Here is a 26,020-nt window from a genome sequence, read left to right on the forward strand (position 1 = left end):
CAATGCCTTTATAATCTTAATTTTATCTTGGAGTGGAAAGGCCCTTTTTGACATAATAAAAACTCCCCATTAAGTAAACAGATTTTATTTTTAATCTGTCTACCTAAAGGGGAGCATATCAGATTGGCCTGCCCTTATTCTACCTTACTTTAAAAATGCATTATAGTAGCGTGTCATTGCAACGGCAAAATCACCGCGAGTGTTTTTTACATTTGGATTGAAGCTTGCTGTCACCTTTGGTTTCAGGTCATACGGTCCTTGTGTTACAGCGAATTTTGCATTGAGGATATTCATGTCTAGCGCCACCTGGACATAGCCTCTCAGATGTTCTGGTACTTCTGCTGCATCTGAAATCGAGATCCTTTCGTCGTTGTACTGGACTGTCAGCTTGCCGCTGAATTCTTCAGCTTCTTTTTGAAGTCCTATTGCCTGGACGAGTGAGTAAGCCAATTCTGCGCGAGTCACGCCATCCTTAGGGGCGAATTTGCCGTTTGCCTTTGGAAGGATGACTCCATTCTGTATATGCTGCTGATCGCGGAAGGAGGCTCCCTTAGCTGCGACTGCTTCTACAAATGATAGGTCTGAGCTCGAAACATCCGAGAAACTAGGCGCTGCAGGGAGTGATTGCTTGATTTCAGCACCCATTACCAGATATTTTGCCAGCTCAGCTCTGGTTAAAAGTGCATCAGGTTTGAAAGCCCCATTTGAAAATCCATCGAATAAACGCTCGCTAACTCCCATTTTGATCGCTTCAGCTGCTGGGTGTCCGGTGATATCGTTCAGCCCGGAGAAGCCGCTGACTTTCGTGAACGCCATTTCTCCTTTTACCGTTTCAGGCAAAGCAATGCCGAGCGGATTACCATCCGCGCCGCGAAGTCCGCGGATTTCAGCTTTCCAGGTGCCCGGTGCCGGTGAAGTTACCGATACTGTGCGATCATAGTAGAGCGGGAACAGCAGGCTGACGCCCGAACTGTATTCTTTGCCATCAGGTGCAATCAGCACAAGGTTGACCGGATTGCCCGTTTCTTCTATAAGACCCGCTCCATCCACTTTCGCCACAAGGCTGGACATTCCTTCCTTGACAGTGAATTCGTATTGATTCTTAGAAATAAAGGTTATTGGGTTATAATCTACCGAAAACTCCTTCCGTTCTGTAGATGATTCAACATTGCTGTAGAATGTCTGGGATGAATTTAGTGTAGCACCATAAGCTGTACCATTGAATGCCTGATCGATTGCTGCATAGGCATTCACATATCCTGCGCCCACTTCCCATGTTTCATAGCCTGGCATATTCGTAGCTGTCTGTTCAAGGATCGCTTTGATTTCATCTGGCGACAACTGCGGATTCGCTTCGAGCATTAAAGCGACAATCCCGGCAACATGTGGCGTCGCCATAGAGGTCCCGCTCATTGTCGTATAATATGGCAGGTAAGCAGTCTCGATAGTTTGCGCATCCTTGTCGATTCCCAGGGATGATACTGGCGCGAGAACACGGGTCGAGACGATATCTACCCCCGGAGCAGTCAAGGTCGGTTCATCCTTCCATGTCCATTCCTTGCCATCCATTGTAAAAGTACCGCCGACACCCTTCGTTCCCCTTGAAGAAAAATCAGCCAGCGTACCATCCTTTACTCCGGCTGCTACAGAAATGACCCATGGTGCTTTAGCGTATGGGTTATGAGTATTTTCCCCTGGTCCTTCATTCCCCGCCGCAAAAAGAACCGTGATGCCGCGGTCATGCGCTTTTTTGCTGGCAATATTGATTGGATCATTTGGATCGAAGTCCCCTGAAGAACCCCATGAATTCGTGATGACACGGATATTGTATTGAGATTGATGGGTGATCGCGTAGTCAAAACCGCCAATGCCATCAAGGACAAATAATGCTGCTCCTGAGCCATAGCCGATCAGGTCAGCACCCGGTGCGGCTCCTTCATATTTGCCGCCGGACATTGCACCGGTTCCGCCAACCGTTCCAGCAACATGTGTACCATGTCCGGAGCTCGTGTCCGTGTTAGGGACGTTTTCCTGGTAGCTGATTGGCAGCAGACCAGGCGCCAGTGCATTCAGATTCGTCTGGGCCATTACGTTCTGGACCAGATTTTTGCCGAACTGGTGATCTTTATGTGTGCCGTCCACACCGCTGTCATTCACGACAACGCCGACGCCCTTGCCTGTAACCGGCAGTCCGCCATTCGCCTTGCGAAAGCCGTCGTCGGTCCTCGCTTTATCGACGCCGGTGATCGCTGTGGCATCTGCGTTGAAGTAAGAGAGTTTTTTGTTCATGTAAATTGATTGGACTTCAGGATTCGCAGCCAGTTTTTCGATTTGTGCTTTTGTCGCAATGACTCCTGCAATCGGCAGGGACTTCATGCTTACTCCCGTTTCAATTCCGAGCGTTTTTAACAGCGATAACTGAGAGCTTGTCGGAGCGCTGTCTCCCTTGAAAGTGACGATGACTTGCAGAGAGTTAGCCGTGTCAAGCGCCTTGGTGACAAGCGGGTCAATCATCGCGAGACTGCTCGCCTTCCCCTGGGGTACGGCAAAAACCGGAATAAAAAGCAAGAATGCCAACAACAGATACATAAAGCGTTTCATCATATTCTCCTCTCATTCTATAAAATTTCGAATATTCCTAACTCGATTATCATGAAATCCCAGCTGAATAACTATTCTTCAAAGGTTATAAACTTCATTTCCAGAATGTCTATTTTTGCATCGTACAAAAGTTATAGATGGAGTAGTGCCGAAGCAGTTCCGGTTTACCAAAAATTAGGATAACGGTGCAATTATCCGGTTTATCCGCGCAATTATCGTCAAAGATGGTGCAATTAATGTCTTTGATCGCGCAATTCTGCTGATTTTTCGTGCAATTAGCATCTCTGAGTAAGAGAATAATTTTTCCAGTCAGTAAAGGAACTGGATAATCTCTTAAAATAGACATTTTACAGCGTCAGTTTCTGTTCTAAAGAGCACATTTTCCTAAGCTCGATTCGTTATTCCAGCAACTAAAGGGTTTTCAGATTAACTCAACGCGTAACTTGCTAGTTTTTCACTTCAGTGTTGCAAAAATCTCCCTTGCCGGGCAAGGGAGATCAACAAATCATCACTTTTTCATTTTAAAAGCTGCATCCACCGCTCTATAAGCGTTCACATAGCCTGCGCCAACTTCCCATACTTCGTAATCTGGCATGGCTGTGGCGGTTTTTTCAAGGATTGATTTTACCTCTAAAGGCGACAGCAGCGGATTTGCCTCCAGCATCAAGGCAATGATGCCGGCGACATGCGGTGCTGCCATCGATGTTCCGCTCATTGTTGTATAGTAAGGAAGATAGGCTGGCTCGATAAACTCCGCATCAGATGTGGCACCGAGCAACACAAGCGGGCTGATGACCCGTGTTGAAATAATGTCGACGCCTGGTGAAGTAACCGTAGGCTGGTCTGCCCATGTCCATGATTGGCCGTCGACAGTGACACTTCCTCCGCGGCCTGCTTCTCCTCGTGAAGAAAAGTCAGCAAGTTTTCCGGATTTATCCCCGGCAGCAACGGTCACTACCCATGGTGCCTTCTTATAATTGCCGGAAATGGTCTTAGCGTCCGGCCCGGAATTCCCTGCGGAGAATACGGTCACGATTCCGCGGTCGTACAGTTTCTTGGTTGCTATATTAATAGGATTGAATGGATCAAAGTCAGTGCCGGCGTCACCTGTGTCTCCCCATGAATTGGTGATGAGGCGAATATTGTATTGCTGCTGATGGGTCAGGGCATAATCAAAGCCGCCGATTGTATCAAGCATCGCCACCGCAGCTCCTGATCCGTAGCCAATCAGGTTCGCGCCCGGAGCAACACCTTCATATTTGCCCCCGGACATTTCGCCAGTTCCGCCGACAATCCCGGCAACATGTGTACCGTGTCCAGAGCTGGAATCGGTATTCGGTACATTCTCCACATAGGAGACGGGCAGGAGGGCGCTAAGCGCATTCAGATTAGTCGAACCCAGTACATTCTGTACGAGATGGCTGCCAAATTTAAGATCCCTATGGGTACCGTCCACACCGCTGTCATTTATCACGACACCAATTCCTTTGCCTGTTACCGGCAATCCGCCGTTCAGCTTTCTCATGCTGTCATCTGTCCGAACTTGGTCCACACCAGTTAGGTCGGTCGCTTCAGCATTCTCGTACGCAAGCTTCTTGTTCAGATAAATCGAAACAACCTGATCGCTCGCGGCCAGTCTGTCTATTTGCGTCTTTGTCGCCAAAACGCCTGCGATTGGCAGACTTTTCAATGTCAAACCCTTCGTGATGCCGATTTCTTCAAGAAGCTTTATTTGTCCTGGCAGCACCCCTTCGTCACTTTTAAACGTTACAATCGCTTCCACCGGACCCGCCGCTGATAAAAGTGACTTCGTCAACTTGGCATCTACCACTGCTTTTACAGGCTCAAGCGCCTTTGTTGCGGTTCCAGGGACAATCGTTGCGAAAAAGGTCGCGGCCATGAGAATACATGAAAAAAATGCAGCTTTCCATTTCATTCAGTTTTTCAGCTCCTTCGTTATTTTTCTTAATATTCCCACAATATTTACACGAAAACCATTCTGCATTGTGTTTAAAAAATAATAACCTCCGTACTAATCTTCAATACTACCAAAGTAGTATCCGAAAGAAAGAGAGCCCTCCTTATGAGGACTCTCTTATGCTCCGCTCGATGTCGGCGGGATTGGCACGAGCTGGTGCTGGACGGCATGGATGACGACTTGCGAGCGGCTTTTGACATTCAGCTTCTTGAAGATTTTGCTGACGTGGATTTTGACCGTTTTGTCGCTGATGAACAGGCGGTCGGCGATTTCCTTGTTGCTTAGCCCTTCCACGAGACAGAGCAACACCTCTTTTTCCCTTTCTGTCAGCGTATTGTCCTCCTGTTCGGTCTGTTTTTGCTGGTGGAAGGCGAGCAGCTTCCTGGTCATGGAAGGATGGATGACCGACTCCCCGCGGGCCACGGTCCGGATCGCTTCTACGACCTGGTCGGATGGTGCATCCTTCAATAAGTAGCCGTCTGCTCCTTCACGGATTGCGGACATGAAGTATTCCTCGTGGCTGTGCATCGTCAGCACAAGAATTTTGATTTGCGGGTATTTCTTTTTCAGGATCCCTGTCACTTCAACTCCATTTTTTGCCGGCATGTTGATATCCATCAGGATCATGTCCGGCTTGCATTTTTCCACCTGTAAAAGGGCTTCGTCTCCGGATACGGCTTCACCGACGACTTCGATATCTTCTTCAACGGACAGGATATTGCGCAGCCCGTCGCGCAGTACAGCATGGTCATCCACTAGCATGAGCCTGATCATGTTTGCTTTCCCCCTCGATTCCCATTCTAGGAACGGTGATGCTAACTTCCGTTCCTGAGCCTTCCTTGCTGTCAATCTGCAAGGAAGCGTTGATCTTTTCAGCAGCATCGTTCATTTGCAGGATGCCGAAGTGCGGCTGGTTCCTGGCCTTCAGCATGGCCTGGAACAACGAGAATCCTTTTCCATCATCCTTGATTTTTAGAAGGATATGCTCGGATTGATAGCTTAAGAGAACTTCTACCTTCGTTGCCTGTGAATGCTTGATGGCATTGTGCAGGCTTTCCTGGAAGGTATCGAATAGGACCTTTTCGACCATCGGGCTGAGCTCCTGCTCCTTCCCCCTGATTTCAAACTGAATTGTCTGCCCGTATTCCTTCTGAACCGCTTCGATTTTCCGCAGAATCGCTTCTGCCAGCGTCGCTTTCTGCGTCGGATATGGCCGCAATGCATAAATCGATTCGCGGACCTCCTTCAGGCTTTCCCTGAGGCCAAGTACACTCTCGTCAACCAGTTTCCTCGTTTCTTCCGGATTTTTACTGAACTTCTTCCCGGCGGTTTCCAGCTTCATCACTGCCCCGGCAAGCGTCTGGGCGACACCGTCATGAATATCACGGGCAATTCGGTTTCGTTCCTCGAGGACAATCCGCTTTTCCTTTTCAGTAAAAAGCATCCTTGTCTTTATAATGACCGCAAGCTGGTTGGAGAGCGTCGCAATCGATTGGACGTCATGGTCCTCAAAGCTTTTTGTCCGGCTGCGGGCAACAATGAACATTCCAATCGTTTCGTTCTCGATTACAAGCGGCGAGTAAACGAATGCCTTCACATCTTCTTCAAAGCAAGAAGCAGCAGCACCGCCATCCTTTCTTCGATCATTGTAAATCACCGGGCGGCGCATCCCCTCAAATTCAGCAAATGCGTCAGTCAGCAGGCCGCACTCTGATTGTGTCCTGCCATCCTTAAAGCTAAGCTCCCAATCCCCTTCCTTTTTGATCCATAATATACTCGCCTCTGCGCCAATCAGTTCATTGAAGCTTCCCTTCAAGGCTGAAAGCCAGTCCTGGGAAGGGAGCATCTGATTCAGTTCTGATGTGATCGAAAACAGCAGTTTCAGCCGGTTCTTCTCTCTTTTCAGCCTGGCAATCGTCGCACTTAACAGTGAGATCCCGACAAGCGGTGAAAAGAAAAAGAAATAGGCAAAGACATCAATCTCACCGCGGTTCTGGCTGCCGACAACATACAGGGTAATTCCGTAAACCAGGGAGATCGCGGCACTATTCAGTTCCGTAAGCGATTTTTGCTTCCAAAACTGAAAGGAGTAAGGCTGTGGCCTGATAAGCAATACAAGGTCGACAATCAGGTTATTGATGATGACATACATAGCAAGCAGGAAAAAGTAGCTAAGGATGCCCTGGAAAATCGGTTCCAGCGCCAGTTTTTCCAGAATGGATTCCACAAAAGGAAGCATGGCTGAAGCCCCATAAAAACTGAGCACAAGCTGGGCCGGATTGAACAATACCGTGCGCAGCGGCCTTCTATGCAGGAAGTTGACAATCAGGACGGCCCCTGCATAGGCGAGTGCTGTGTAGGAAAAGCCATACAGTAAAAACAGCACATAAACGACCGGGAAAGTGATGGCCGTATGCCCTCGCCACACCGGCATTGGGTAGTACTCGCTAACCAGCAAAAAAATAAATAAAAGTGCCAAAACAACAGGTTCGCCGGGATGCTCCAATTTTACAAAGGAAAAAAGGATGAGCATCCAGCCAATCAGCGTAACTGAATTCATGAACAGCTTTGCATACCTCTCCCTTTTTTGTTTCACGCTTTTCACTCCTCTCTATTTTAGAATTTTCAGTTAATTAATTTTATAACGGCAGATTCTATAATACAAATAAAACCCACTCACTGGCCGAATGGGGGTGCCACTAGCCAATGAATGGGCCAAACTCATGAAGAGTTTCGTTGAACACTATTATGTCAAAAGCTTTGGTTAATGACTATTCATCAAACGGGGTATTTTTATAGTACAAAAGTGTTATACCCCCTTGTTCTTCCTCACCATATCCTTATGGCTGAAAAAGTCGCTCAAGGCTTTGTTGATCATCGCAACACTGAGGGCGGTCAGGGCGAAAAACAGGATCGGCACATAGACGATCCATTCATAAGCAAGCATGAAGCGCTTGTTCAGGCCGATCAAACCTGACCACTCATGGGTGACCGATGAAGGCGGACCTTCGCCCATGATTGTCCCGCCGAAGAGGACAAGCATGACGCCAAGATGGACGAGCAGCGTAAGCACCTGCAGGAATTGCTGGCCAAACATCAGAATCCATTCTTCATAAAGCTGCGGAAGGATATGCTTGAAGTAAATATGGCGTTTGCTTCCGCCAAGCGTGATCGCCGATTCAATGAACTCTTCCTTCCAGACGAGGCGTTTTTGCTCGATCAGCTGGACGGTTAATGCCGGCAGCGCGATCAATACCAAAATGATGAACTCATAGACCACCCTTACCCATAAAGGGTGATGGAAGCCGTGGATGGTATACATGACGACAGTGGCCAGCAGAAAGTAGGCAATCAGCGTCTGAGGGAAAAACGACAAAGGTTCGGAAACTGCTTTTAACAGCTTGAAGATCCGCTCCGGCACCCGGAAGAGAAAATAACTGAGCACAATCGATATGAGCATCCTTAAAAAAGCGACAATAAGAACGATGCCGATTGAATACTTCGCTCCCTCAATGACCGTATGCAGCATGTCGTAACCATACATGTCCGAGCCAAAAAGAAACACATCGAACGGCGGATACGGCGGTGCCTTATCGAGACTCCCATCTTCATTGTAGACGAACTGCACCTGCCGAATTTTTCCGTCGTTCACAACGGTGTTCAAAATGCTCAGTACCAAAATGACCGTCAGAAAGGAGGCTCCGAATATGAATTTCTTCGTTTTCAGCAATTTGCTCATAGTGGTAACCTTCTTAGTTCTATTAGTCTGTAAATCAGGAAAAACGGCGTGAAAAATAGGATGCAGCTAAATACGAACAGTTCGACGGATATATGCTTGATATTGAACAGCATCAAGCCGTCCAGGTTGAAGATGTATTCGACCATGACAAGCGTCGAGAGCATCATCCAGACAATTGTCTTGAAGTGTCCCTGCAGGTCCTGGCTGATATTGCGGATCACGTGGACATTCAGCATATAAAAATAAGAGAGGCCTTTTGCTTTTGCCAGCAGTATGTACTGCTGATCCAGTTCTTCAAAGATTTTAAGGATGATAACCTGTGTCAAAAACAAAAAAATCGGCAGGCTCAAGCTGATCAGCGGCAGCAGGACAGCCTGGTGATCGCTTCCAAGCGAAGTCGTCTGGACAAATTTAACCCCGAAAGTTTTAAAAACCCAGATTACCCCTGCCTGCAGCAGAAACATCCATAGCACATCAGGAATGGACCTGATGATTTCTATGAAGCTTAAAATATAGTCTTTTTGCTTTTCAAAAAAGAGAACGAGCAAATAGGACAGCATAAACGCCGCAGCAGCAGCCGCGACAAGAGCCATGCCCAAAGTCGTCATCGAATAGAAAAAGCGGTCCATCACCGCCGGCAGCATCTCATGCTGGCCATCGTAAGTCAGGCCAGTCAATGTCAAAACCTTTAGGGTAAGGTCCTTTATGCCTTTAAAATAACCTCCCGTATCATAGCTCAAATCCCTCAGGAGGATTGGCAGACTGCCGATGAGGATAAAAATAAGCACACCTGATATGTATTGCACCAAGATTTGAAGAAGGCGCAACATCCCTTCTCTAACCATGTTCTCTACCCCCTCATTCCCAAACTTACCCATTAAATTATAATGGACCTCCCTACTGATTTCCAGTTTTTTCATGACCCCCTCTGTTTTACGCTCAAATTGTAAAAGATAATCATCAAGCTTTGTGAAAACAGATAAATCGGGAATGACCAGTGCATGTTATAGCCTTTATCAAAATGGAACAGGCCAACCTTCAGGCCAATCCATTCCATCAACAATGAAAGTGCTGACCAGACCAGGATATAAGGAATGATTTTCATGCGCCTGATATTCCACTTCTGATAAAAGTAAATAAAAAAGTAACTATATGGCCCATACATGATGTAACTGAGGAAGTCGATGAACTGATACGAAGACGTGTCATTCACATCATAGTAATCCCATGGTTTAATACTGATGGTATGGTCATAGAACAGGCCGATGTATATGCCGAAAATATAGTAACCAATCGCCTCCAGTTTACTGAAGGCTTTCGGGGCGAACCAAATTGCAGCATTCATGACAATGATGCTGATGACGACAAACCACTCATTTTCATTAAACGCCGTATCATAAACTTTCATTTTCGACATTCTCCGATACTTTAAAAACTGAAATAATCTTTAAAACGGCGATACCAGTAAGCAGGAAACCGGCATTCAACAAGATGGTATAGAAGAAATTCCACTTCAAATAGGTAATAAGGCCAAAATGGACCGCCAGCTTATGGAGGCCCAGCAAAACCATCAGTGAGATGAAAAAAGAGGCCGTTTTGGAAGTCCAACCATCAGCCCGGACATAATAATTGATGAAAATAACCGCCATCAACGGCGTCAATAAATCCCGGCATAATAATAAACAAATGAAAAGCCAGTAATCCTCTGTCATTCTGTACAGACTCCATTCCAGGGCCATCAGCGTCAGACATTGGCGCGTAATGATCGCAACCACCATGAAAATGATTCCATTCTCAAGGAATCCCAGCGGCTTTTTCAAATGGTAGGCATAATGCAAAATCAGAATGGAAATCGTCAAATAAATCGATAGAGCCATAATGACATCCTCTTTGAATTGAATTTACTTCTTAGCAGTGCCCAGGCTGTTTGGATTTTATGCTAATAGCAAAACGGGTTCAAAAAAAGACTCCGGACATTGCGCCGGAGTCTTATTACCCAAACAAAAGATGGATTCCTAATGCAAACCCAAAAACAATCGCGATTGCCTGATGAATTTTTTTAAATGTTAGATACTTCTTTCCCTTGGCCCGCTTGTCCAGGAACAAGCCAAAGGCTACGAGGATGCCAAAACCGATCAATGTCGCCAATCCGCTGTAGATGCTTTCCCATTCTTCAGTTGTCTGCAGAAAGAAATAGGATCCATGGGCGAGCGCAGCGGAAAAAGCAGCCCAGCCAATCAGTGTATGATGCTCCCTTAACAGCTTGAAAGCCAGCTGCACCCATTTCAAGAATCCAAATTTCCGTTTTTTCAATTGCATGAATAGCAATCTGACGATCCATAATGCGAATGCAGTGATTGCCCCTATTTCAGCGATCGTTCCACCGTTCTTGAATAGCTCGCTCATCAATTCTGTTTCCCCGGTCATAAAGCCGAGGACAAACATTCCTGCAAAGACTGCAATAACGATGTAACCACCCAGTCTGATCCATTTCGACAAAGCATTTTTGGACACTCCGCCCCACTCCTCTTCATCTCTTATAACCTCATTTTTACACCCTTTCTTAAAAATATGCTAGCTTTTGCCACCAGTTGGTCATGCTTGGATTTTCACTTTCTTTCAGGTAAAATGATATCGAGTTTCGTTATTGGATTTCGATATCAATGAAAGAAGGAATTATTATGGAGGATAAAGTCCTCAGGAAACTATTTCTCGGATTCATTCAAATCCATATTTTGTACCATGCAAAGGAACAGCCGATTTTCGGGATGTGGATGCTTGAGGAGCTTAAGGAACACGGCTACAGCATGAGCGCCGGGACTCTATATCCCATTCTCCACAGTATGGAGTCTGACGGCCTGCTTTTAAAAGAAGAACGAAATGTCGAAGGGAAAATTCGTAAATACTATGTGACAACAGAAAAAGGGAACAATGTTCTTGAGGAAGCCCGGAATAAGGCTTTTGAATTGTTCAAGGAAATCAAGGAATGAAGTTTTAGATGATCACTTACAATTCGTTATGGAGGAGAAAAAGAAATGACAGAGAGAAAACGCGTTACATTCCAGTCACTGCTGGAAATCCTGATGGTGTCCACCAGGCTCGGATTGACATCCTTCGGCGGGCCTGTTGCCCATCTAGGCTATTTCCATGAAGAATATGTCCGCCGCAGGAAGTGGATGGACGAAAAAAGCTATGCCGATCTGGTGGCGTTATGCCAATTCCTGCCCGGCCCTGCTAGCAGCCAGGTCGGAATCGGCGTTGGGCTGATGCGCGGAGGATTGCTTGGAGGATTGTTCGCATTCCTCGGGTTTACCCTGCCTTCAGTTTTCGCGCTCATTATTTTTGCGATCATTTTGCAGGGATTCTATATTGCGGATGCAGGCTGGATTCACGGGCTTAAGGTCGTCGCTGTCGCGGTTGTGGCCCATGCCATCCTCGGCATGGCGCAAAAACTGACGCCAGATCTGCCGCGGAAGACGATTGCTTTATTTGCGCTCGCTGCCACACTGCTTTGGCAGACTGCGTTCACTCAAATTGGCGTCATCATCATTGCTGGTATTTTAGGATACTTGCTGTTTAAATCACACAATGCCGCAGATGATGACAGGATGACCTTTTCCATTTCCAAAACCGTGGGCTATGTCAGTCTCGCTTTGTTTTTCGGCTTGCTGATTGTCCTGCCAATTTTACGGGAAGCGACTTCACTGAACTGGATTGCTATGTTCGATAGCTTTTATCGTTCAGGTTCACTCGTGTTCGGCGGCGGCCATGTCGTCCTGCCATTGCTTGAACGGGAATTCGTGCCGACCGGCTGGCTGAGTGAGGAAGCCTTCCTCGCTGGATACGGCGCTGCCCAGGCAGTTCCTGGTCCATTATTCACCTTCGCAGCTTACATCGGGGCGATCATCAGCGGCTGGAAGGGCGGCCTGCTCGCAACAGCGGCGATCTTTTTGCCGGCATTCCTGCTGATTTTAGGGACATTGCCATTCTGGGATGCGTTGAGACGGAACAGCAAGATCAGCAGGGCGCTTATGGGCGTGAATGCCGCTGTTGTCGGCATCCTGATTGCGGCGTTCTATCATCCGATCTGGACGAGTTCGATTCTCGCGCCTATTGATTTCGTGTTTGCCGCTGTTTTGTTCAGCATGCTTGTGTATTGGAAGCTCGCACCGTGGATTATCGTTGTTACCGGTGCAGTTGGCGGAATGATTTTGTCTTTGATATTTTAAAAGTGCGGGCTTTTGCCCGTTTTTTTTGCTGTTTGTCAGAGATTTCATTGATTTCGCACCCATATTCCCGCTCCGATTACAGGTAAAGGGGGGTTATTGGCGAAAATCTGATTTTATCGACCACATTTTTGATTATTTCGGCGGATTTTCAAATATATCGACCACTTTTTCGAATATATCGACCACATTTACAGATATATCGACCAAGTCAAAAAAACCTTGACCACTTACGGTCAAGGTTCTTCTATCTTCATTCAAATGTCCCTTTTACCAGCGGAACTCTATTTTCCACCATCACTTTTCCCATGGCGATGACCGTATCAATCTCCAAATCTTCATCCAGCAGCACTAGGTCTGCATCACGCCCAGTTTGGATCCGTCCTTTTTGCGAAAGCTTCAAAACGGCGGCGGGATTTGCGGTAATCACACGGATGGCCACCTCGAGCGGAATCCCCTCTGATAAAACGGCTTCCTTTACAGCTTCATATAAAGAGGAAACCTGGCCGATCTGCAGGCCGATCAGCTCGCCGTTTTCATCAAAATCAGGCAGACTCGCCTGGCCATCGGATGTGAAGGTAATCTGTCTGATATCCACGCCCGCTTCGAGCATCCGCTTCAGGCCGGCACTGCATTTGACCTCCCCTTCATCTAAAAACTTAGGGATGGTGCTGGTGGTGAAATCGACCCAGCCGCCTTTTTCCGCATATTCAATTCCCGCTTCAAATAAATGCGGGTTGCGGTTGATATGCGTCGGGTAAAATTGCCGAATCGGAATATCGGTATTCTCGACAACCTCCTCAATCAGCTTAAGATGGTCTAAGCTATCGCCAACATGAACATTGACAATCCCAGCTTTCCCAGCAAGCATCCCGCCGATCCTCGCAGCCGAAGCAATCTTGGCCAGCTCCTCGGCAGTCGGCTGGGATGAACGATGATCAGCAATCGCAATTTCACCCGCTCCAATGACCTTATCAATCAAAATGATGTCGTCCTCGATTTTGCCGGTAAGCGTTTTGACCGGGACCTGGTAGGAGCCGGTCTGCACATAGGTGGTAATCCCCTCTTCTTCCAACGAACGGGCCTTGGCAATCAGACTCGGCATTGTCCGTGTCGTCCCATCCGTGCCAAGAACGCCGACCAGAGTCGTGATTCCGGCAGTTGTCGCCTGGGTCAGTTGGATTTCAGGCGTTCGGGTGCGAAATCCGCCTTCCCCGCCGCCACCGATCAGGTGGACATGGGAATCGATGAAGCCAGGCACGACTTTTTTTCCGCTCGCATCAATGACCTTGACTTCAACGAAATTCTCTGGAACTTCGATTTCATCCTGGATGAAGCCAATTTTCCGTTCGACAATTAAAAGATCCTTTTTCCCAAGGTGATCAGGTGCGTATATATCGCCATTCTTGATTAATGTCAGCAAGTAGATCTCCCACCTTTACTTTTTTCCCTTAATTATAGACCAATCGATACAGCTATGATAATGAAGACAATCGATACCGCGATCATTAGCAGCATGAATTTGCCGATGAATTTCGCCCACACACCCCAATCAACCCTTGCAGCTCCGAGCGTCCCGATCAGGGCTGCCGAAGTCGGGACAATGATATTCGTCAAGCCGTCTCCAAGCTGGAAAGCAAGGACTGCAACCTGGCGGGAAACACCGGCAATATCCGAAAGCGGGGCCATTAAAGGCATGGTCAGGGCTGCCTGGCCTGAACCGGAAACGACGAAGAAATTAAAGACCGATTGAAAAAGGTACATGGAGATGGCAGAAACGGCTGCAGGCAGGTCGCCAATCGCCTGACCCGCTCCGTAAAGCATCGTATTCAGTACTGATGGCGCAACCGGGCTGTCACCGCCAAGAATGATGACAATTCCTTTTGCCATTCCTACGACTAGTGCTGCAGGCAATAAATCCTTCGCTCCATCAATAAACCCGTCGGCAATGTCATTGACTTTCATACCATTCAATTTAAATATAACTCCAATGATACCGGCAACAAGGCCGATGGTGAAAAATTGCGAGGCAATTTCCGGGATATAGTAGGCATGCTCCACCACTCCCCAGACAATCCAGACAATCCCGGCAACGATCGTTAATATAACCAGGCTGTGACCAAGGGTGAATTTCACGTTCAGGTCATGGTTTTTCATATCCTTGCGGAAATAATCATCGCTTCCATATGACAGTGACCTGACAGGATCCTTTTTGATATTAGCAGCGTAACGCCATGTATAGAAAATCCCTATGAGCGTGAAGACAGCCCACATCACCACCCTGAACGGAGCCTCAGACAAGACTGGGACGCCGGATATCCCCTGGGCAATAGCCACTCCGAACGGATTCATCCAGGATGTCGCAAAACCAATCTGTGTGGCCACATAAGTAATCATCACGCCCGTGATCGCATCATAACCGAGTGCAACCATCAGCGGGACAAGAATCATCGCAAAAGCAATTGCTTCTTCTCCCATACCAAAAACGGCCCCTCCGAGCGAGAACAAGAAGAACATGATTGGGATGATGAGGATTTCACGCCCCTTCGTCTTGTCGATGACATTCAGGATTCCCTCTTCAATCGCTCTTGTCCTCATGATGATGCCAAAGGCTCCGCCAATGATCAGGATAAAGGCGACGACCCCGACTGCAGATCCCCATTTATCTCCGGAAACAAGTCCTTCGAAGACGAAATTAAGAAAGCCTGCTCCACCGCCTGATTCAAATAGACCCGTCCCTTTATGGACAGGGTTTCCCTGATCATCTTTTACGATTTGAAAACTTGCCGGATCCAGCACGGTTTTCGTTATTTCTTCTCCACCCTCTTTGTAGGTGACATCCTTCGTATCGAACTGGCCGACAGGCACGAAGTATGTGACCACTGCCGCAAGCAAGACGACGAAGAATACGATGACAAACGTGTGCGGAACCTTCCATACTTTATTTTTCATCATGAAACCTCCTTGATTTTTATAAAAAATTAGTGCTGAATAAGTTTTTGCAATTTTCATGCCAATTAGAATTAATCTCTAATACACCTTTTTTACCGAGACATTCACTATTTAATTGGTTCTAATTGGTTTACAAAGATGTTATTATCGATAATAAATACACCCAAAAGGAACCATTTTCATGAAAAAACAACTTATTCTGCTTGCCGGAACAAAAGAAACAAGGCTCGCTCTCTTGGAGCAGCTTGAAAGCATTCTCGGAAATTATGTATCTGTCAGCAGTTATTCGTCAGACGAAGGCTTGCCGGATAAAATTTCAGGGAAAATTGTCATTTACTCTTCCTACTTGATCGAAGAAGAAGTACGGCATGTGATTGGCGAAAATTGCGAGGTGATTGTTGCTTCCAGGACCATCAACCACCAGTATATCGATAAACTGTTCAGCCTGCCAGCCGGCACACATGTCCTTTATGTAAATGATTTTCCCGAGAGCGTCAAAGACTCGATTCACACCCTGAAGGCTCTGGGAATCGACCATCTGCATTACCATCCCTATTTCCCTGGAGAAGAATATCGTGATTCAATCGAGGTTGCACTCACTCCCGGGGAAATCGAGCTGATTCCTGATCATATCCCTACAAAGATTAATATCGGTGTCAGGCTGATTGACATCCATACAATCATGAAAATCGTGGACCTCCTCAGCCTGCCTGAATCGCTCGGCATCCAGGTCGCGGACAAGTACACGCGCAGGATCATTGAATTAAGCCAGAAATTGTCCTTTTTAAAAGAAGAAGCGGTGAAACTGAACCAGTACCTTAAGCTCGTGGTTGACGGTGTCAATGACGGCATCATGGCTCTCGATGCAGCAGGACGCATAACCGTCTTCAATGATGTGCTCGAGAGAATCACCGGCGTCCCAAAGGAACGGGCGCTGAAAAGGAAGATCAATGAACTCTTCCTCCCCCCTGATCTCCTCGGTTTCCTGCTAAGAGAAACAGAGGATACGGTGCCGATGCCATTCCTTGTGAGGCAGACGAATGTAATGGTCCATCGCATGCCGATTGCCGGAGAAAATACGGTAGTAGCCACGTTTAAAAATATGGATGAAACGATTGAAATGGAAAAAGCGGTCAGGCTTGAGCTCCAGAAGAAAGGATATATCGCAAAACATACATTTGAACATATCCTTGGCATAAGCAAAGCAATCAAAGAAACGAAAAAGATTGCCCGCAAACTGGCAAGAACGCATTTGCCCATCCTCATCCAGGGCGAAAGCGGAACTGGGAAGGAATTATTCGCAAGTGCGATTCATATGGCCTCGAGCCGAAAAGATGCCCCTTATCTGGCAATCAACTGTAACGCCTTGCCGGAGGAGCTCCTTGAAAGCGAATTATTCGGCTACGAAGAAGGCTCCTTCACAGGCGCGAGAAAGGGCGGTAAAAAAGGCGTATTCGAGCAGGCTGATGGCGGAACCCTCTTTCTCGATGAAATTGGCGATATCAGCATGAAATTGCAGGCAAGGCTATTGCGCGTTCTGCAGGAACATGAGATTCGCAGGATTGGCGGCAACAGGAATATCCCCGTGAATGTCAGGATCATTGCCGCAACCAATAAGGACTTGAAGGGGATGATTGATGAAGGAGACTTCCGGGAAGATCTTTACCATCGTTTGAAGGTACTGTCGCTTAGCCTTCCGCCGCTAAGGAACAGGAAGGAAGACATCCCTCAGCTCGTACAGCACTTCATTTATGCTAGCGATCGGCCCCAGGCAAAAATCACCAGTGATACAATGGACAGGCTGACGGTCATGCCGTGGAAAGGCAATATCCGTGAACTGAAGAACACCTTGCTCTACATGCTGGCAGTCTCCGAGGGAGAATGCATTTCCAGCGAAGATTTGCCTGTTGACCAGCAGGAGAAACAGCATCAAACTGAAAAGCCTGCAACAGGATATTTTAAAGCCGAAGAATTAAAAAACCTGCTTCAATGCATCAGAGATTTGAATCTCTCCAGACAAAGCTCAGGCAGGCCCCAACTTTGTTCAAAACTTGCAGGCACCCGCCACCCGCTGACTCAACAGCAAATCCGGCTTCGCCTCAAAGACTTGCAGCAAGACGGACTCGTCGTTATCCGCCGCGGGAGGAGCGGCACAATGATCACCGAAAAAGGGATAGAGTGGCTCGAGCAGCATGATTCCTGACTTTCGCTGCTGCCCTTTCACTTGCTGCATATCGAACCTGGAAGATAAAAAAACATATTGACAGCATCTTAATATCATAATACAATCCAAGAAATACATTTCACGGCTCGTATAAGAGCCTCATAGTTTAAAAGCATTGAAGAGAGTCTATTAAGCCGGTCTCCCTGTTACTAGAGAATCAGTGGTTGGTGGGAACTGATACAAAGGCCTGGTGAATTTCGTTCTTGGAGCTTTTCCTTTGATACAAGCCTGTAAAAAAGGACGGTCTTGGCCGTTATCCAATTAACTTGAGCGGGAGGCGTTTTTTTTGCTTCCAAATAGGGTGGTACCGCGTGTTCAGCCACGTCCCTATCCAGATCGTTGGATAGTGGCGTGGCTTTTTATTTTGCCGTGACGTCCAGCGGATCAGCTGAAATAGAGAGAAAAGGGAGAATCAACATGGAGAAAGAACAGTGGTCATCAAAGATAGGATTTATCCTTGCCGCAGCCGGTTCGGCGATTGGAATCGGGGCTATTTGGAAGCTTCCATATGTGAAAGGGGTCAGCGGGGGCGGAGCGTTTTTCCTCATGTTCATTTTATTTTCGCTGTTCATCGGCCTGCCACTGCTGCTTGCAGAGTTCGTCATCGGCCGCAGCACCGGGAAGGAAGCAATCCGTGCTTATTTAGAAATCGCACCTAAAAGCAAATGGTATTTCATTGGGATACTCGGCGTTGTCACAAGCTTTGTGCTGCTCAGCTTTTACAGTGTGGTCGGCGGCTGGATCAGCCTTTATTTCATAAAGGGGCTTGCTGGCGGAGTGGTCAAGGAGGGCGCTGATTACGGCGAATTGTTCGGTAAGACAATCAGCGATTCCGGGAGCGTTCTTGCTGCGCAGGCAGCGTTCTTGCTCGTCACCATCGTCGTGGTCGCAAAAGGCATCCAGTCTGGGATTGAAAAAGCGAGCAAAATCCTGATGCCGGCGTTGTTCCTGCTTTTCATCATCCTGATCGTCCGTTCACTCACGCTCGACAATGCATTAGCTGGGGTAAAGTTCTTCCTCGCTCCCGATTTTTCAAGCATCACCTCCGAGAGCATTTTGTTCGCAATGGGACAGTCCTTTTTCTCGCTGAGCATCGGGGTATCAGTGATGGTGACTTACAGCTCGTATCTGCCGAAAAAGGGCAGCCTCGTCCAGCCGGCCTTGTCGGTTGTCGGGATGAACCTGTTCATCGCCCTGCTTGCCGGACTGGCAATCTTTCCAGCTGTATTCTCACTCGGATTCGAACCGGCTGAAGGTCCGGGACTGCTGTTCGTCGTCCTGCCAGCCGTTTTTGAAAAAATGGTTTTCGGCGAGCTGTTCCTGCTGCTGTTTTTAGCTTTATTCCTGTTCGCGACACTGACATCAGCCTTCTCGATGCTTGAAATTGTCGTCGCCACTCTTGCAAAAGGTGATCGCAATAAGCGTGCAAAATTCTCATGGATTGCCGGCGGATTGATCTTCCTGCTCGGCATTCCCTCCGCCCTGTCCTTTGGAACCCTGGCAGAGGCAACGATGTTCGGTAAAAACATCTTCGACACAGCCGATTTCCTGGTAAGCAACATCCTGATGCCGCTCGGAGTCCTGCTGATTTCGATATTCGTTCCGCTGAAAATCAGGAAAGAATTGTTAAGGCAGGAGCTGCTGCAACATTCGAAAGCCGGCAGCTGGCTATTCAATCTCTGGTACAATGTCATGAGATTCGTCGTTCCTGTCGTCATCATCATTGTCTTCCTTGATTCACTTGGGCTCATTTAAAGTGGAAGCCGGCTTTTGTCGGCTTCTTTTTTTCGCGAGATCAGGTTGCCTCCGTCTCCCACCCTACAATCAAAACAGTATAATTTTTCCCTTTAATGCAAAACCTCTCAAGTAGAGGAATGCATCGGAGGGATTTTTTATGTTCTTCAAGAAAAAGAAACCTGAAGCTCCTGACAGCGTGAATGAAAAAAATCTCGAAGACAAGGAATTGATTCCTGCCAATAAAGAGGACTTCATCCAAAGAATGAAGGACCTTTTTCACCACAGTGCCGATCTGAACATAAAGGAACTTCCCAATGGCTTTACACTGCTCTACCTTGACACCATGACAGATAACACGTTGATCAACGTGGATATCCTCCGTCAGCTTGAAGGGATCCAGGCTTCACCAGATGAAGCCTATAAAAAGATCACCGTAGGCTCCGTTTCAAAGATGAAGTATATCGAGGACAGCATCAAAAAGGCTCTTAAAGGATCCGTACTCGTCCACTCGCAGGGTTTCCCTGTACTTATCGAGGCTTCAGTCGGAACCCAGGAAAACCGATCCCTGACACGTCCGGAAAACGAATCACAGGTATTGGGGCCGCAAATCGCCTTCAATGAGAGCCTTGCAACGAATATCTCCCTGATACGGAGATATATTGCCAATCCAAATGTTTGCAATGAAAGTTTCACATTGGGTACACAGACAAACGCAGCGGTATCCCTTCTATATATAAAACATATTGCCGATGATGAAATGGTCGACCGCATGAGGGAACGGATCCAGAAAATCGAGATTGACAGTGTGATTGACAGCTCAATACTCGTTCAATTGGTAGAGGATAATTCTTTCGCTATCTTCCCGCAGCTTCTTATGACCGAAAGGCCGGATCGTGCCTGCTCCTGGCTGTTGAACGGGAAGGTGGCAGTCCTGGTGGATGGCAGCGTACAGGTCATTGGAGCACCATTAAGTTTTTTCGAATTTTTCCAGAGCATGGAGGATGAAAGTGTCAGATGGCAAATCGGCACCTTTTTACGTATTTTGAGAGTCTTTTCGATGGTTGTTTCAGTTTTTTTTACAGCCATCTATGTGGCAGCTTTGACCTTCCATTATGAAATCATTCCGCAGACACTCCTGATCCCGCTTGGTGAATCAAGGTCCCTGGTCCCCTTCCCTCCCATCATTGAGGCTTTGCTTTTGGAAGGTATGATCGAGCTGCTTCGGGAGGCAGGAGCCCGTTTGCCGACAAAGGTTGGCCAGACGATGGGTATCGTTGGCGGTATCGTGGTCGGGACTGCTGCGGTTGATGCCGGATTCACGAGCAATATCCTGATCATCATCATTGCCGTCAGCGCACTTGCCTCGTTCACGACACCAAACTATATGATGGGAAATGTCATCCGGATCCTGCGTTTTCCACTGATCATTTTAGCTGGCTTCTGGGGATTCTACGGACTGATGATCGGCTTTTGTTTCCTGCTGATCCACCTAATCAGGCAGACAAGCATGGGCGTCCCGTTCATGACACCATTTTATCCGCCGCGATTTGCGGATTGGCGTGATAGCATCTTCCGTCTGCCGATCGCCTGGACCAATAAAAGGCCTTATCAGACAAGGCCCGTGGATAGCAGGAAATTCCAGACTAAGAAAACCAAAGAGTAAAGTTGTGGTGTTATGAATGAAAGTGCTAATCCAGCCTAAACCCCAGCATATGGTCAACACATTCCTGCTTGTGTTTGTGGTCCATTCCATGCAGCTCGGAGTCGGAATCCAGGGTTTCCAGCGCATCATCTATCTTGATGCAAAACACGATGCCTGGGTCTCCGTGATTCTGAGCGGGGCAGCCATGGCTGTCGTCGGTTTCGTGATGGTGAAAACCCTCGCTGCCTATGAATCAACGGATTTATATGGCATTCAATATGATGTGCTTGGAAAATGGCTTGGAAACTTGCTGAATTTCATCTTCATCCTCTATTGCCTCGCCAGCTTCCATGTCATCGTCAGGAACTATATCGAGGTCATCCAGGCATGGATTTTTCCTGAGGTACCGAACTGGCTGCTCGCGCTCACACTTGTCTACCTTGTATATTACGCCTTGAACGGCGGAATGCGGACAATCGTCGGCGTCAGTTTTTTCAGCGTCGTGCTTTCCTTGTGGCTGGTCATCCTGCTAGCCTATCCCTTCCAGTTCGCTAAGTGGGAATACCTGTTCCCGATGTTTGAAGCGAGCATCCCGGACATGCTGAGAGGAGCGAAGCAGATGACCTTCACAGTCGTCGGTTTTGAGATCATCTATTTCATTTACCCATTTTTAAAAGAGAAGGATCGAGTGCACAGACATATGCAATATGGATTGTTGTTCACAACGGTCCTCTACCTTGCACTCATGATCATCTCCCTTGCCTATTTCAGCGGTGGCCAGCTGGAAAGGACCATCTGGGGCACCCTTTCACTGTTCAAAATTGTCCGCTTCCCGTTCATCGAGAGATTCGAATATGTGGCGATCGCGTTCTGGGTCCTGCTGATCCTGCCGAATCTGATGTTCTATATGTGGTCCGCCGCTCGCGGAATATCACGGATTTTCAATAAAAAAGAGCAGAAAATCAGCTGGTTGCTTTTAGCATTGATGTACTTGACCCTGCTGTATCCAATGAACAGGCTGCAAATCAACATGATGAATAACTATTTTTCCAGAGGGGCTTTTTATTTGATTTTCGGATATCCATTCGTCCTCTATGCTGCTGTCCTGATCAAGAAGAAACTTTTTTCGAAAAAGGGTGAGGGAAATGCTGCGAAAAATGCGGAATAAGCTGATGATCATATGGATCGCCGTCATCCTGACTGCCGGCTGCGCCGATCCCAAGACTCTCGAGCGGATGGGACTCATCACCACGATAGGCTATGACGTCACGGAGGATGGAGAACTCCTGACCACCTTCGTGCTGCTGCAAATCGATCCGAATGCACCACAAAATTCGGTTGTCCTTACGACCAAAGCCCTGACAAGTAAAGGGGCCCGTATAGAGGCCGATTTAAAAAGCCCGAAAAAATTGCAATCAGGCCAGCTTCGGGTTGCCCTTTTCAGCGAAGAAGTCGTCAAACTCGGACTGATCAATCTTGCTGATACCCTTTCCCGGGACCCGTCCATCAGCGATTTGACCTACCTCGCAGTCGTGGAAGGCAGCACAAAAAAACTGCTGGACCAGAAAAATTCAAAATTCGCCGATATCAACCAGATGGTTTATAAACAGCTCGACCAGAATATCAAGGGGGAGACAATCCCTTCTTCGACTCTGCAGGAGACAATGCACGACTATTATGCACCCGGTGTGGACCCAAGCATGCCGCTGATCAAGGATCAAGGAGGCGAAATCGTCATCACCGGGATGGCGCTGATCAGTGATGATAAAATGGTCGGCAAAATCAATCCCGAGGAATCGTTTTTCCTGAAACTGATTAATGACCGCTATACAGCAGGTTCAATCGAAGTGACCGTCCACCCTGAGGGCCTCCAATATACAAAGGATGTCGTGGGACCAGGCGAGCTGGCTGTTGTCCTTGATACCATCAACAGCAAAACGGATATCAGCCTGCTAGATCAAGACACCCCGAAATTCGAATTGAAGATTACCCTTAAGACCAGGCTGCTTGAAATCAACCAGGCGCTCGACCTGAAAAATCCTGATAGTCTCAAGCAGTTGGAAAATAAACTTTGCAATAAAATGAAATCCGATATTGAAGGCCTGATTGCCAAAGCACAGGAAGTCAATGCAGACCCATTCGGGTTCGGTGAAATCTACCGGAAAAGCGTCCGCCACTCCAACCTGACAACAAAGAAATGGCATGCAATGTACCCTGAAAGCAAAGTCGATGTGAAAATTAATTTTGAGATTTTGAGGACAGGAGTTGTGGAATAATTATACCCAAAAAGCGGGAGCCTGGTGTGATGGCTCCCGCTTTGGTTCATTTATTATTTATTGGAATCATCCCTTGAGGTATAAGGACTATATGTATTTCTTATTGATAGTTTAATGAAAAAAACCATTGGTATGATTTTGTATCAACAAGTTTATGTCCATTTGGAAGGATGTTTTTTTTCAGTGAAGTTTGTTAGCCAAATGTTAGCGGCAAATACAACTAAATAAACCAAAAAGGATAAGAACAAATTCCAGCCGGTATATGTAAAAACATGAAATTTAACAGATATCCATTCTATCGTTATGGCGACTCCTGACCAAAAAACAATATAAAAGAGATTCTTTAAACCTTTGGGTTTCTTATATTGATAAAAGTTAACTACAAAGTAAGGCAGTGTTGGGTACGTTACAAAGTGCAATAATACATCAAATAGTTCATGGGTTTTATGGTCGATCGTAAAGTATAATTCATAAGGTTTTACACTAAGAGTAATGTCAGCTAACAAAGCAAGAAAGATGTTAAATGTCCAAATGATAGTGATGGTTACAGCAGACAAGTGCCTAGGTAATTTAAACATCAGGGCAAAAGTAAGCACTGTGGAAGCGATAATAAAGATTTCATTTTCGTCAAAATTCTTAGGAAGAGGTAAAATCATAACGTTTTCACCTCTTTGCCTTTATAAATCAGTTTTTCTAAATAAAAGGAGTAGATTGCCAATAAAAAAATAATAAGACTATATCTCAAATATGAATAAAATACATTCCAATTTACCCATTCCAAATATTTAATATGGACGAAATATATTTCAATTGAAATTAGAGCTGTTAAAAAGATGAATGAATAGATTGATTTACTAAGGATAGTTCTATTAGAGAACAAAATATAAATTAACCATATAAGTAAGGCTGGCTTGAGTGTTAACTCAGGTATTTTTTGTGTCCAAAATATTAATTCACTTGATGGGTCTTGCTTTGTTAGCTTTAAATTTAAATTAATGATTAAACCTGTATTTGTAATAAGAATATTGGATAAAAAATAACAGCCCAGGATATTCGTGACGTTCATTTTCTTTATCAAGAAATACAAAGAAATAATTGATAATATCGCTAAAATCAAGAAAAGCCCAACCGTTTGCATATAGTCACCATCTTTAATTGTTTGTAATTAACTTATGCATAAATGACTTAAATACACGGTATTTAAAGAAAATACTCCTTAGGAAAAATATTTTTCCATTTCTTAAATCAATACAAGTCAAAAAGAAACAGACCTTTTATCCAAACTTGTTCCACTGCATCATTCGTAGAAAAAACTTATGAGTACGTAATCTTAATAAGTTTCAGAACATCCCATATAAAAAAATTCATCAGGAGTTGACGAGATTTTTTATGTTTTTTTACCAATGCATATAAATCATACTAACATCGAAAAACCTCTATTGTGACCCATACTTAAATTCTCTTTTTATTTCGAAGTAACTCTCTATCAATGGATTGGGGTGGCTTTTCAAACCAACCGTGTTCAATTAAAACTTTTGCACCTTCCTCAGCATAGGCACCAACCTTAAGGATATACTCCTCATATTTCACGGATAAATCTTTCCGAAGTGATGCAGCTATGGCAAGACCAAAGTCCCCTATACCGATGGCACTTTGAGCATTCGTGTGGAATAGCATTAATTTATCTGAGAATGGTGCATCAGTGCTATTTGTAATAGTAGAATCCCAAGTTGAAGGATAAGAATTATCGTCTTCTTTTAGTTTGATCATAAAATCCTCAACCATTTTCTTTCCTATATCATATCCAACTTTAAAGTAGTCACTAATTTTTTTGGACTGAGCGACTTGACTGAATCCCAAGAGAAAAGTTGTGGCTACATTTGCTACTTCAATATTAACCCCTAAATGGGCAATTTCTACCCCAAGGAGTGGTCTGCGATGTCCTATTAGCCCACCGAGGAACTTTCGGTCTGTAACAAACTCTACTTTATCCGGATAAGAAATATAAGGTGCCCGGATAAATACCCCTTTTTCTTGCATCAGTTCTGCATTCTGGTCATACAAAGTTTCTGCTTGATTTAAAAAACGCTTAAACAAGCTACGGACATCTTTACGAGCAGATATAGACTTAGCTAGACTAAATGAATTCAATCCCGTTCTCCCCATATGGTGCAAGTAACGCTGGTACGTTACATCAGAAAAAAGTTTCTTCGCTTGTAAATTAACATCTTGTTCTCCAAACCCTTTAGGTAAAGGGATCCCTTCTTTTGAAAATAAATCTGTTATTTGAGCAACATGATCGGTTGAATAGTCCAGTGCAAGCTGAATAATAGGTTTAATATCCTCATCCTCACAAGTATGTAAGAAATGTTTTAGCACACATACAGACATGGTGTCACCTATATAAGTACTCCACAACATCGAAATTTCAGCAGATGTTATTTTCGGTTTATGTTCTACCATACATTTTCATTCCCATCACATCTTTTCTTTAAGTATTACCTTGATTATGGGGAAAAATGTAAATTAAAATCATATATTCGATAAATTATCTATTAATGATTGGCCAGCTTTGCAAATTTCAGAACCTATGGCAGGAGTTTACCCTTTAAACCCCCCTCGTACGCATATGGGCGTGGAAAGTA

General features: G+C 46.0%; 20 protein-coding genes and 1 other annotated feature. Of the genes, 7 read left to right on the forward strand and 13 right to left on the reverse strand.

Annotated elements, in window-relative coordinates; translation table 11 throughout:
- Positions 1-144 precede the first annotated feature (144 nt).
- The 9 genes from ACNAZ4_RS13955 to ACNAZ4_RS13995 all read right to left on the reverse strand — a co-directional run bounded on the left by ACNAZ4_RS13955 (position 145) and on the right by ACNAZ4_RS13995 (position 10,832).
- On the reverse strand, positions 145-2,604 hold the full coding sequence (locus ACNAZ4_RS13955) for a S8 family serine peptidase (RefSeq protein ID WP_415815158.1): 2,460 nt from the start codon (positions 2,602-2,604) through the stop codon (positions 145-147).
- Between the two features lie 505 nt (positions 2,605-3,109).
- Positions 3,110-4,537, reverse strand: a complete 1,428-nt coding sequence (locus ACNAZ4_RS13960; RefSeq protein ID WP_415815160.1) for a S8 family serine peptidase — start codon at positions 4,535-4,537, stop codon at positions 3,110-3,112.
- A 159-nt stretch (positions 4,538-4,696) separates the two neighbouring features.
- Positions 4,697-5,353: a response regulator gene (locus ACNAZ4_RS13965; RefSeq protein WP_415815162.1), complete on the reverse strand. Its 657-nt coding sequence runs from the start codon at positions 5,351-5,353 to the stop codon at positions 4,697-4,699.
- Positions 5,328-7,175, reverse strand: coding sequence for a sensor histidine kinase (locus ACNAZ4_RS13970; protein WP_415815164.1), 1,848 nt, complete (start codon positions 7,173-7,175; stop codon positions 5,328-5,330). Before ACNAZ4_RS13970 ends, ACNAZ4_RS13965 begins: the two co-directional genes overlap by 26 nt.
- A 213-nt stretch (positions 7,176-7,388) precedes the next feature.
- The gene (locus ACNAZ4_RS13975; protein ID WP_415815166.1) at positions 7,389-8,318 is read right to left on the reverse strand and encodes a peptide ABC transporter permease; all 930 of its coding nucleotides are present in this window, start codon (positions 8,316-8,318) and stop codon (positions 7,389-7,391) included.
- A complete protein-coding gene (locus ACNAZ4_RS13980) occupies positions 8,315-9,163 on the reverse strand; it encodes an ABC transporter permease subunit (RefSeq protein ID WP_415815168.1) in 849 nt (282 codons plus the stop codon). Before ACNAZ4_RS13980 ends, ACNAZ4_RS13975 begins: the two co-directional genes overlap by 4 nt.
- A 71-nt stretch (positions 9,164-9,234) precedes the next feature.
- Positions 9,235-9,726 carry a hypothetical protein gene (locus tag ACNAZ4_RS13985; RefSeq protein WP_415815170.1) on the reverse strand — a complete coding sequence of 164 codons (492 nt, stop codon included), beginning with the start codon at positions 9,724-9,726 and terminating at the stop codon, positions 9,235-9,237.
- Positions 9,713-10,195, reverse strand: a complete 483-nt coding sequence (locus tag ACNAZ4_RS13990) for a hypothetical protein (protein ID WP_415815172.1) — start codon at positions 10,193-10,195, stop codon at positions 9,713-9,715. Before ACNAZ4_RS13990 ends, ACNAZ4_RS13985 begins: the two co-directional genes overlap by 14 nt.
- Before the next feature lie 115 nt (positions 10,196-10,310).
- Positions 10,311-10,832 carry a hypothetical protein gene (locus tag ACNAZ4_RS13995; RefSeq protein ID WP_415815174.1) on the reverse strand — a complete coding sequence of 174 codons (522 nt, stop codon included), beginning with the start codon at positions 10,830-10,832 and terminating at the stop codon, positions 10,311-10,313.
- 167 nt (positions 10,833-10,999) lie between these two features.
- Here ACNAZ4_RS13995 and ACNAZ4_RS14000 point away from each other — a divergent pair, with 167 nt between their 5' ends.
- Complete coding sequence (locus ACNAZ4_RS14000) at positions 11,000-11,308, forward strand: PadR family transcriptional regulator (protein WP_415815176.1); 309 nt, start codon at positions 11,000-11,002, stop codon at positions 11,306-11,308.
- A gap of 45 nt (positions 11,309-11,353) precedes the next feature.
- Positions 11,354-12,547 (forward strand): chromate efflux transporter, encoded by a 1,194-nt coding sequence (gene chrA / locus ACNAZ4_RS14005; RefSeq protein WP_415815178.1) that lies wholly within the window; start codon positions 11,354-11,356, stop codon positions 12,545-12,547.
- Between the two features lie 250 nt (positions 12,548-12,797).
- Here chrA and iadA read toward each other — a convergent pair whose 3' ends face one another.
- Both iadA and yfcC read right to left on the reverse strand, forming a co-directional pair.
- A complete protein-coding gene (gene iadA, locus ACNAZ4_RS14010) occupies positions 12,798-13,967 on the reverse strand; it encodes a beta-aspartyl-peptidase (protein ID WP_415815180.1) in 1,170 nt (389 codons plus the stop codon).
- Positions 13,968-13,999: 32 nt separating this feature from the next.
- Positions 14,000-15,499 (reverse strand): putative basic amino acid antiporter YfcC, encoded by a 1,500-nt coding sequence (gene yfcC / locus ACNAZ4_RS14015; protein WP_415815182.1) that lies wholly within the window; start codon positions 15,497-15,499, stop codon positions 14,000-14,002.
- Positions 15,500-15,677: 178 nt separating this feature from the next.
- Between yfcC and ACNAZ4_RS14020 the strand changes: the two genes are divergently transcribed.
- The 5 genes from ACNAZ4_RS14020 to ACNAZ4_RS14040 all read left to right on the forward strand — a co-directional run bounded on the left by ACNAZ4_RS14020 (position 15,678) and on the right by ACNAZ4_RS14040 (position 23,375).
- Positions 15,678-17,699, forward strand: a complete 2,022-nt coding sequence (locus ACNAZ4_RS14020; protein ID WP_415815184.1) for a sigma-54 interaction domain-containing protein — start codon at positions 15,678-15,680, stop codon at positions 17,697-17,699.
- A 127-nt stretch (positions 17,700-17,826) separates the two neighbouring features.
- Positions 17,827-18,052: a binding site (T-box leader), on the forward strand.
- 85 nt (positions 18,053-18,137) lie between these two features.
- Positions 18,138-19,475, forward strand: coding sequence for a sodium-dependent transporter (locus ACNAZ4_RS14025; protein ID WP_415815186.1), 1,338 nt, complete (start codon positions 18,138-18,140; stop codon positions 19,473-19,475).
- Between the two features lie 139 nt (positions 19,476-19,614).
- Complete coding sequence (locus tag ACNAZ4_RS14030) at positions 19,615-21,120, forward strand: spore germination protein (RefSeq protein WP_415815188.1); 1,506 nt, start codon at positions 19,615-19,617, stop codon at positions 21,118-21,120.
- 16 nt (positions 21,121-21,136) lie between these two features.
- Positions 21,137-22,267, forward strand: coding sequence for a GerAB/ArcD/ProY family transporter (locus tag ACNAZ4_RS14035; RefSeq protein ID WP_415815190.1), 1,131 nt, complete (start codon positions 21,137-21,139; stop codon positions 22,265-22,267).
- The gene (locus ACNAZ4_RS14040) at positions 22,245-23,375 is read left to right on the forward strand and encodes a Ger(x)C family spore germination protein (RefSeq protein WP_415815192.1); all 1,131 of its coding nucleotides are present in this window, start codon (positions 22,245-22,247) and stop codon (positions 23,373-23,375) included. Before ACNAZ4_RS14035 ends, ACNAZ4_RS14040 begins: the two co-directional genes overlap by 23 nt.
- 152 nt (positions 23,376-23,527) lie before the next feature.
- On the opposite strand, the gene ACNAZ4_RS14045 is transcribed toward ACNAZ4_RS14040, so the two are convergent.
- Positions 23,528-24,031 carry a hypothetical protein gene (locus ACNAZ4_RS14045; RefSeq protein ID WP_415815194.1) on the reverse strand — a complete coding sequence of 168 codons (504 nt, stop codon included), beginning with the start codon at positions 24,029-24,031 and terminating at the stop codon, positions 23,528-23,530.
- Positions 24,032-24,827: 796 nt separating this feature from the next.
- Positions 24,828-25,838, reverse strand: coding sequence for a DUF3231 family protein (locus ACNAZ4_RS14050; RefSeq protein WP_415815196.1), 1,011 nt, complete (start codon positions 25,836-25,838; stop codon positions 24,828-24,830).
- Positions 25,839-26,020 lie beyond the last annotated feature (182 nt).

It is taken from the genome of Mesobacillus thioparans (genome assembly GCF_965138835.1).
GTDB lineage: Bacteria > Bacillota > Bacilli > Bacillales > Cytobacillaceae > Mesobacillus > Mesobacillus thioparans.